At 62.8% G+C, this 6,849-nt stretch carries 6 protein-coding genes; 3 read left to right on the top strand and 3 right to left on the bottom strand.

Annotated features, from left to right (window positions below; translation table 11 throughout):
- From SJI03_RS24510 to SJI03_RS24500, 3 genes are all read left to right on the top strand, one after another.
- Positions 1-555, top strand: a 555-nt coding sequence (locus SJI03_RS24510) for a flagellin (protein ID WP_322428928.1), incomplete at its 5' end; no start/stop codon positions are given.
- 173 nt (positions 556-728) lie between these two features.
- Positions 729-1,607, top strand: coding sequence for a flagellin (locus SJI03_RS24505; protein WP_322428927.1), 879 nt, complete (start codon positions 729-731; stop codon positions 1,605-1,607).
- 56 nt (positions 1,608-1,663) lie between these two features.
- Entirely contained in the window at positions 1,664-2,776 is a 1,113-nt protein-coding gene (locus SJI03_RS24500; protein ID WP_322428926.1) for a hypothetical protein, read from the top strand.
- A 53-nt stretch (positions 2,777-2,829) separates the two neighbouring features.
- Here the strand turns inward: SJI03_RS24500 and SJI03_RS24495 are convergent, their stop codons facing one another.
- The 3 genes from SJI03_RS24495 to SJI03_RS24485 are packed head-to-tail and all read right to left on the bottom strand — an operon-like array spanning position 2,830 to position 6,843.
- Positions 2,830-4,917, bottom strand: a complete 2,088-nt coding sequence (locus SJI03_RS24495) for a flagellar biosynthesis protein FlhA (protein WP_099380176.1) — start codon at positions 4,915-4,917, stop codon at positions 2,830-2,832.
- Complete coding sequence (locus SJI03_RS24490) at positions 4,914-6,053, bottom strand: EscU/YscU/HrcU family type III secretion system export apparatus switch protein (RefSeq protein ID WP_099380177.1); 1,140 nt, start codon at positions 6,051-6,053, stop codon at positions 4,914-4,916. The genes SJI03_RS24495 and SJI03_RS24490 overlap by 4 nt, the downstream gene beginning before the upstream one ends.
- A complete protein-coding gene (locus SJI03_RS24485; RefSeq protein WP_099380178.1) occupies positions 6,043-6,843 on the bottom strand; it encodes a flagellar biosynthetic protein FliR in 801 nt (266 codons plus the stop codon). The genes SJI03_RS24490 and SJI03_RS24485 overlap by 11 nt, the downstream gene beginning before the upstream one ends.
- Positions 6,844-6,849: the final 6 nt, after the last annotated feature.

Here is a 6,849-nt window from a genome sequence, read left to right as displayed (position 1 = left end):
ACCGCCATGCAAGCCGAATATGACGCGCTGGGCCTGGAACTGTACAACGTGATGACCAATACCACGTTCGGCGGCCAGAATCTGCTGGGCGATGGCACGACTGGCAAGGGCACTCTGTCGGAAGCCAAGATGACCTTCCAGATCGGCGCCGCCAAGTCGGAAACCATGGACTTCACCGTGCAAGCAGGCATGGTCACGCTGGACACCGCGCTGAAAGGCTTGTCCGCCAACAACTTCAAGGCTACCAGCGGCGGCGTCGGCACGGAACTGACCGGCACGGCAAACGCCACGATCGACCTGCTGAAAAATGCCATCGACAATGTCGGCACGATCCGCTCGTCCCTGGGCGCCGCCGCCAACCGCCTCGACCACGTCAACAGCAACCTGTCGAACATCGCCACCAACACCAAGGCCGCTACCGGCCGCATCATGGACGTTGATTTCGCCACCGAAAGCTCGAACATGACGTCGTCGCAAATGCTGCTGCAAGCCGGCACCGCGATGCTGAAACAAAGCAACAGCATGTCCTCGATGGTCATGTCCTTGCTGCAATAATCTTTGCCTGGCCGTCCGCGGCCAGCAACGCCAAGCCAGACTGCGGTCTGGCTTTTTTTATGTGCGAAACGTATTGATTTGACTATATTGCCTTTCGATTTAACAATGCTGGCGCCGCAGTCGCCTATACAAGGTAGACCCGACTCACCCTCACCGCCCACCGGAGCCGCCACGTGCTGAGCATTCACACCAATATCGCCGCAATGTACGCCCAAAGCGCCGCCGCCAGTGCGCAAAGCCGGCTGACGACGTCGATGATGCGCCTCTCCACCGGCTTTCGCATCAACTCGGCCATGGACGACGCTGCGGGCCTGCAGATCGCCACGCGCCTCAGTGCCCAGGTCAGCGGCATGACGGTGGCCATGCGCAATACGCAGAACAGCACCTCGATGCTGCAGACGGCCGAAGGCGCGTTTGGCGAAGTCACGGACATGCTGGTACGCATGAAAGACCTGGCCACGCAGGCGGCCGACGCTTCGTCCAACCAGACCGACCGCGACGCCATGCAGTCCGAGTACGATGCGCTGGGGCTCGAGCTGTACAACGTCATGACCAACACCTCCTACGGCGGCGGCCTGTTGCTGGGCAACGGCAGTGCCGGCAAGGGCACCCTGTCGGAGGCGATGACCTTCCAGATCGGCGCCAGCAGCAGCGAAACCATGAAGTTCGACGTGTCAGGCAAGATGGGCAGCCTGGATACATTATTGAAAGCCATTTCGGCCAACTTTTCCGCCACCGGCACGGCCGGCAGCGAAATCGGCACGAATGGCGCCGCCAACAGCATGATCGATCAGCTGGCGGCGGCGCTCGACCAGGTCGGCGGCGTACGCTCTGCCCTGGGTGCGGCGGCCAACCGCCTCGACCACGTGCACAACAACCTGGCCAACATGGTCACCAACACCAAGGCCGCCATCGGCCGCATCATGGATGTCGATTACGCGGCGGAAAGCGCCAACATGGTGTCAGCACAAATGTTGCTGCAGGCCAGCACGGCGATGCTCAAGCAAAGCCAGAGCATGCAGAAAATGATACTGTCACTGTTGCAGCCATGATGGCTGATACAGCCTGATTCACCGGCTTTTATAGACTTTCATCTGGACACAGTGGCATGGCGATAGACCGCATTTCATCGGGCAACCCGGTTCCCCTGATTACCCAGCGCTTCGACGTCAGCCCCGCTACGCCGATGGTGCCGGGCGTGGTGCAGCCGCTGGTGCCCATCGGTCCCTACATGGCGCCCGCGCCCGACGCCGGCACCCTGCCCGCCCAGCTGCAGCAGAAGGGACAGGACAGCCTGGCGTCCCTCATCAAGCCAAATGCCGACGGCACGGGCGGCGCCATGCCGCGCGACAGCAGCGCCATGCAGGTCAATCAGCTTTTCTTCACGCGTCAGCTGGTCTGGCAACCGCCTGACGCGGCACAGCTGGCCGCCTCGTGGCGCGTGATGGTCAAGACGTATGGCGAGCAATATGCGGCCCTGCAGGAACAGGCGCGCGGCCAGCACGTGCCGGGCAACCTGTTCATGGCCGAGCAGCAACCGGCCCTGCTGCGCGAAGGTGCCCGTCCGCCGTTGACGGTCGACAGCGAAGCGTGGCGTTTTGCCGTGTATGGCTGGGGCGGCCAGCGCCTGCTGCTGCGCGTGCTGGCCAGCGACGAAGACGAAGAAGCAACACCGAGGCGGCGCGGCAAGGTGGCGCTGCGCGTCGAGCTGATCATCATCGGCATCGGCCGGGTCGTGATCCAGATGGAGCCGTCCGGCGACGGCGTGCTGCTGGAACTGGCTGCCGACGAGGAAGCCGCCTTGCGCCATTTGCGCCTGGCCCTGCCCGAGATCGCCGACGCCGTGCGGCGCGCCGGTCTGCGCGTGGTGCGCTGCCGCCTGAACCGCCAGCTGCACGCGCAGCGCGTGCACGGCAATTACCCGATGCAGGCAGGCGCCGCCTCGCTGTCGCTGGCCCTGTTCCGCGCCATGGCCGAAGTGGCGCTGCTGCTGACGCAGCCGGAAGCGGAAGCGGCGGCCGATCCCGATGCGCCTGCAGCCAGCACTGCCGCGGCCGCAGCCGAAGAGGAGGCCATCATTGTCTCGAAGGAAGTGGCGGCGCCGCTCGGGTATGACTATGGCGACGCGGCGGCGGGCGAGCAGGAAGAGGAAGTGCTGTTGCTGGCCGGGCCGGCCGAAGCTACGCAGGATTTGCTGCCGCCCATCGACGAGCAGGATTGACGCAGCATAAACAAAAACGGCGCCCGAAGCGCCGTTTTTGTTTATGCCATCGTTTACCCTACCGTGCCGATGATGCTCACTTCGCGGTTTTCCGGGATTTCGTTATACGACAGCACATGCAGGCCCGGCGCGAACAGGCGCGCATAGCGGGCCAGCAGCGGACGGATCTGCGGCAGCACCAGCAGCAACGGCGGCGTGGCCTGCTGCTTCATCTGTTCGCGCGCCACCGGCATGTTCACCTGCAGCTGCGACAGCAGGTGCGGGTCGATCGGATAGTTATCGAGGGTCACCTTGCCCGACTGGCGTGCCTGGTTCAGCGAGCCGAGCAACATGTTTTCCAGCTCGCCGCCCAGGTTAAACGCCTGCATTTCCATCTTCTGGCCAAACAGGCCGCTGACGATCTGGCGCCGCAGCGCGCAGCGTACTTCGGCCGCCAGCAGGATCGGGTCCTTGGTCGTTTCCGAACTGTCGAGCAAGGTGGTGGCGATGGGCACGATATCCTTCAGCGACACATTTTCCGCCAGCAAGACGCGGAACACGCGCAGCAGCTGGGTGTGCGTCAGCGCCTTGTCCAGCGCGCCAGCGAGCTTGGGCGACAGGGCCGTCAGGCGCTCCATCATGTTCGAGACGTCTTCGTGGCGGAACAGTTCCGGCAGGTATTCGCGCACCATTTTCGACAAGTGTGTGGCAATCACGCTGGGCGCCTCGATGACCTGGTAACCGAGGCCCAGCGCATGCGCCTTCTCGCTCGGTTCGATCCACGTGACGGGCATGCCGTAGGCCGGCTCGATGCCGGGAATGCCGTCCAGCTGGCCATACACGTTCGGCGACGGGATCGCCATCAGGCGGTCGGCCTGCACTTCCGCCTGCGCGACCACCGTGCCCGACAGCACGATGGCGTATTGCGACGGCTTCAGGGCCAGGTCGTCGCGCACGCCGATATTCGGCAGCAGCAAGCCCATCGCTTCGGACAGGCTCTGGCGCACGCCCTTGACGCGCTTGTTCAGCGGTTCGCCTTGCGTTTTATCCACCATGCCAACCAGTTTATAGCCGAGCATCACCATCAGCGGTTGCACGGCAGGCAGTTGCTGCCACTCCAGTTCGGCCGGGCGCTCGTCGCGCAAGGCCGCCTCGATGGCCGCCATGCCGGCCGCATCGGGCCCCTTCACGCGCTTGGTCAATCGCCAGGCCACGAAGGCCAATACGCCCGCGAAGGTCATGAACATGAACCATGGCATGCCCGGAATCAAGGCCAGCGCCACCATCATGCCGGCCGCGCTGAAGATCACCGTTGGCGACGTCAGCACCTGGCCTGCCACTTGCTGTTCGAAGTCGCCCGAATCGCTGATGCGGGTCACCAGGATGGCGGCCGCGGCCGACAGCAGCAGCGCCGGAATCTGCGCCACCAGGCCATCACCGATGGTCAACAGCGCGTATTGACGGAAGGCATCGCCGAACGACAGGTCGTGCATCAGCGAGCCGATAGCCACGCCGCCGACCATGTTGATGATCAAAATCAGGATACTGGCGACGGCGTCGCCGCGCACGAACTTCGACGCACCATCCATGGCGCCATAGAAATCCGCTTCGGCGGCCACGTCCTTGCGACGGATCTGGGCTTTTTCCTGGTTGATCAAGCCGGCATTCAGGTCGGCATCGATGGCCATCTGCTTGCCCGGCAAGGCATCGAGGGTAAAGCGCGCCGACACTTCGGATATACGCTCGGCGCCCTTGGTGACGACGGCGAAGTTGATGATCATCAAGATCACGAAGACCACGATACCGACGACGAAGTTGCCGCCGATCACGACGTTACCAAACGCCTCGATCACCTTACCAGCCGCATCCGCCCCCGTATGGCCGTGCAACAGCACCACGCGCGTGGACGCCACGTTGAGGGTCAGCCTGAGCATGGTGGTGGCCAGGATCACCGTCGGAAAGACGGAGAAATCGAGCGGCCGCTTGGCCGACACGCTGACGAGGATGACGATCAGTGCCAGCACGATATTGAAAGTGAACAAGATATCGAGCAGCACCGGCGGCAGCGGCAGGATGATCATTGCCAGGATCACCAGCAGGAACAGCGGCGTGGCGAACTTGTGGCGGCGCATTTCAGCAACCACGCGGTTCAGGAAATTCATGGCGGTACGACCTCGCTCAGATGAGATGGCACGGCCATCTCGGTGGGTAATACGGGCTGGGCAGCACGCTGCCCGGACCGGAATGCTTTCAATTGCAGGATGTAGTTCAGCACCTGCGACACGGCCTGGTACAGCTGCACGGGAATCTGCTGCTGCACCTGGCTGGTGTTGTAGATGGCCCGCGCCAGCGGCGGCAACTCCAGCGTTTCAATATGGTGTTCCTTCGCCACTTGCCGGATATACAGCGCCATCTCGTCGACGCCCTTGGCAACGACAAACGGCGCCTCGGCGCGGTCCTGGTCATACTTCAATGCGACGGCGTAATGTTCTGGATTGACAATCACCACGTCGGCGTCGGGCACGGTCTTGCGCACGCTGCGCCGGCCAATCTGCTGCTGCAACTGGCGGATGCGCTGGCGCACTTCGGGCCGCCCTTCGCTGCTTTTATGTTCTTCCTTGACATCCTGCTTGCTCATGCGCTGGTTGCGGGCAAAGAAAAACGCCTGCGCTGGCACGTCGATGATGGCAAACAGCACGAAGACGGAAATGAGCGCCATCAAGCCGTCGAGCATCAGTGCCGAGCCATCGAGCATGGCCTGCTGCAGGGGCCGGTGTTGCAAATCCACGTATTGCGTCAGGCTGGAGCGGCTCACATGCACGAGCACCATGCCCAGCACGGTGGCCTTGGCGATGGACAAGCCGAATTCAAAAGCATGCTTGGGCGCAAACAGACGGCCCAGGTTCTTGGCCGGGCTCAGGCGCTCCATCTTCGGCATCCAGTTCTTCGTGCTGATGACCCAGCCGCCGGGGATCAGGGATCCGAGCACGACAAACAGAGGCACGCAGAACAGCGGCACGATCATCTTGATCAGCAAGCCCACCGACGTCGTAAACGCCATCGACATGGCATTTTCCAGCGCGCCCTTGCTGTCGAGCGGCATGAAGGCCATGGCGAACAGCTCGCGAAAGCTCACCAGATAGCCTGGCAGCAGGTAAATGAAGACCTTCATGCTGATCAGGATGCCCAGCGCCGTCGACAGGTCGCGCGAACGCACCACCTGCCCTTCCTGGCGCGACTTCTTCAGCTTTTGCTGTGACGCCTTTTCTGTCTTGTCGCCCGTGCTGCTATCCGCCATGGGCCACCCGCATCTGTTCGGCGATCATGTCGAGCACCCGATTCGTCATGGCGATGTAGTGCTCAGGGATAAAGCGCACGATCTGCCCCAGCATCAGCAGGCCGAACACGGTGATCATGGAAAAACCCAGCGAAAACAGGTTCAGCGACGGCGCCACCCGGTTCAGGAAGCCAAAACCCAGTTGCACCACCATGGTGGAAAAGACGATGGGCAAGGCCAGCAGCATGGCGGCGGCAAAAATCCACGCCACGTTATACGCCACCGTCTGCAGCAGCAGCGGTCCGTAACCCTGCCCCACGGGCCAGGCCGTGAAACTGGCGCCGATCACGCCCGTCAGCACGAGGTGGCCGTCGATGGCGAAAAATACGATCATGCACATGATGGTGAGCATCCCCGTGATCACGTCCGACGAGGTGCCATTGAGCGGGTCGTTCATGACGGCCATGGAAAAGCCCACCTGGCTCGACACGAGGTAGCCGAGCACCGACATGACGGACATGGCGAAGTGGAAGGCCAGACCCAGGACGAAGCCGATGATGGCCTGCTCCAGGGTGGCGACGAGGGCGTGCAGAGAAAACGGATCGATCTTCAGCAAGTCCTGCGACACGCCCGACGCCTGCATCACGGGCAGCATCAGTATCGCCAGCACCAGCGACAGCAGCACCCGCACGGGGACGGGCACCATGGCGTCGCCGATCACGGGCGAGGCGCTGAGCATGGCCAGGATGCGGCAGAACGGCCACCACACGGCCAGCAGAAACGGCAGCACCTGATTGAAAATCTGATCCATGGCGCG

Source organism: Janthinobacterium sp. GMG1 (genome assembly GCF_034427795.1).
In the GTDB taxonomy this organism is placed as follows: Bacteria; Pseudomonadota; Gammaproteobacteria; order Burkholderiales; family Burkholderiaceae_D; genus Janthinobacterium.
This window is presented reverse-complemented; position numbering and strand designations above follow the sequence as displayed.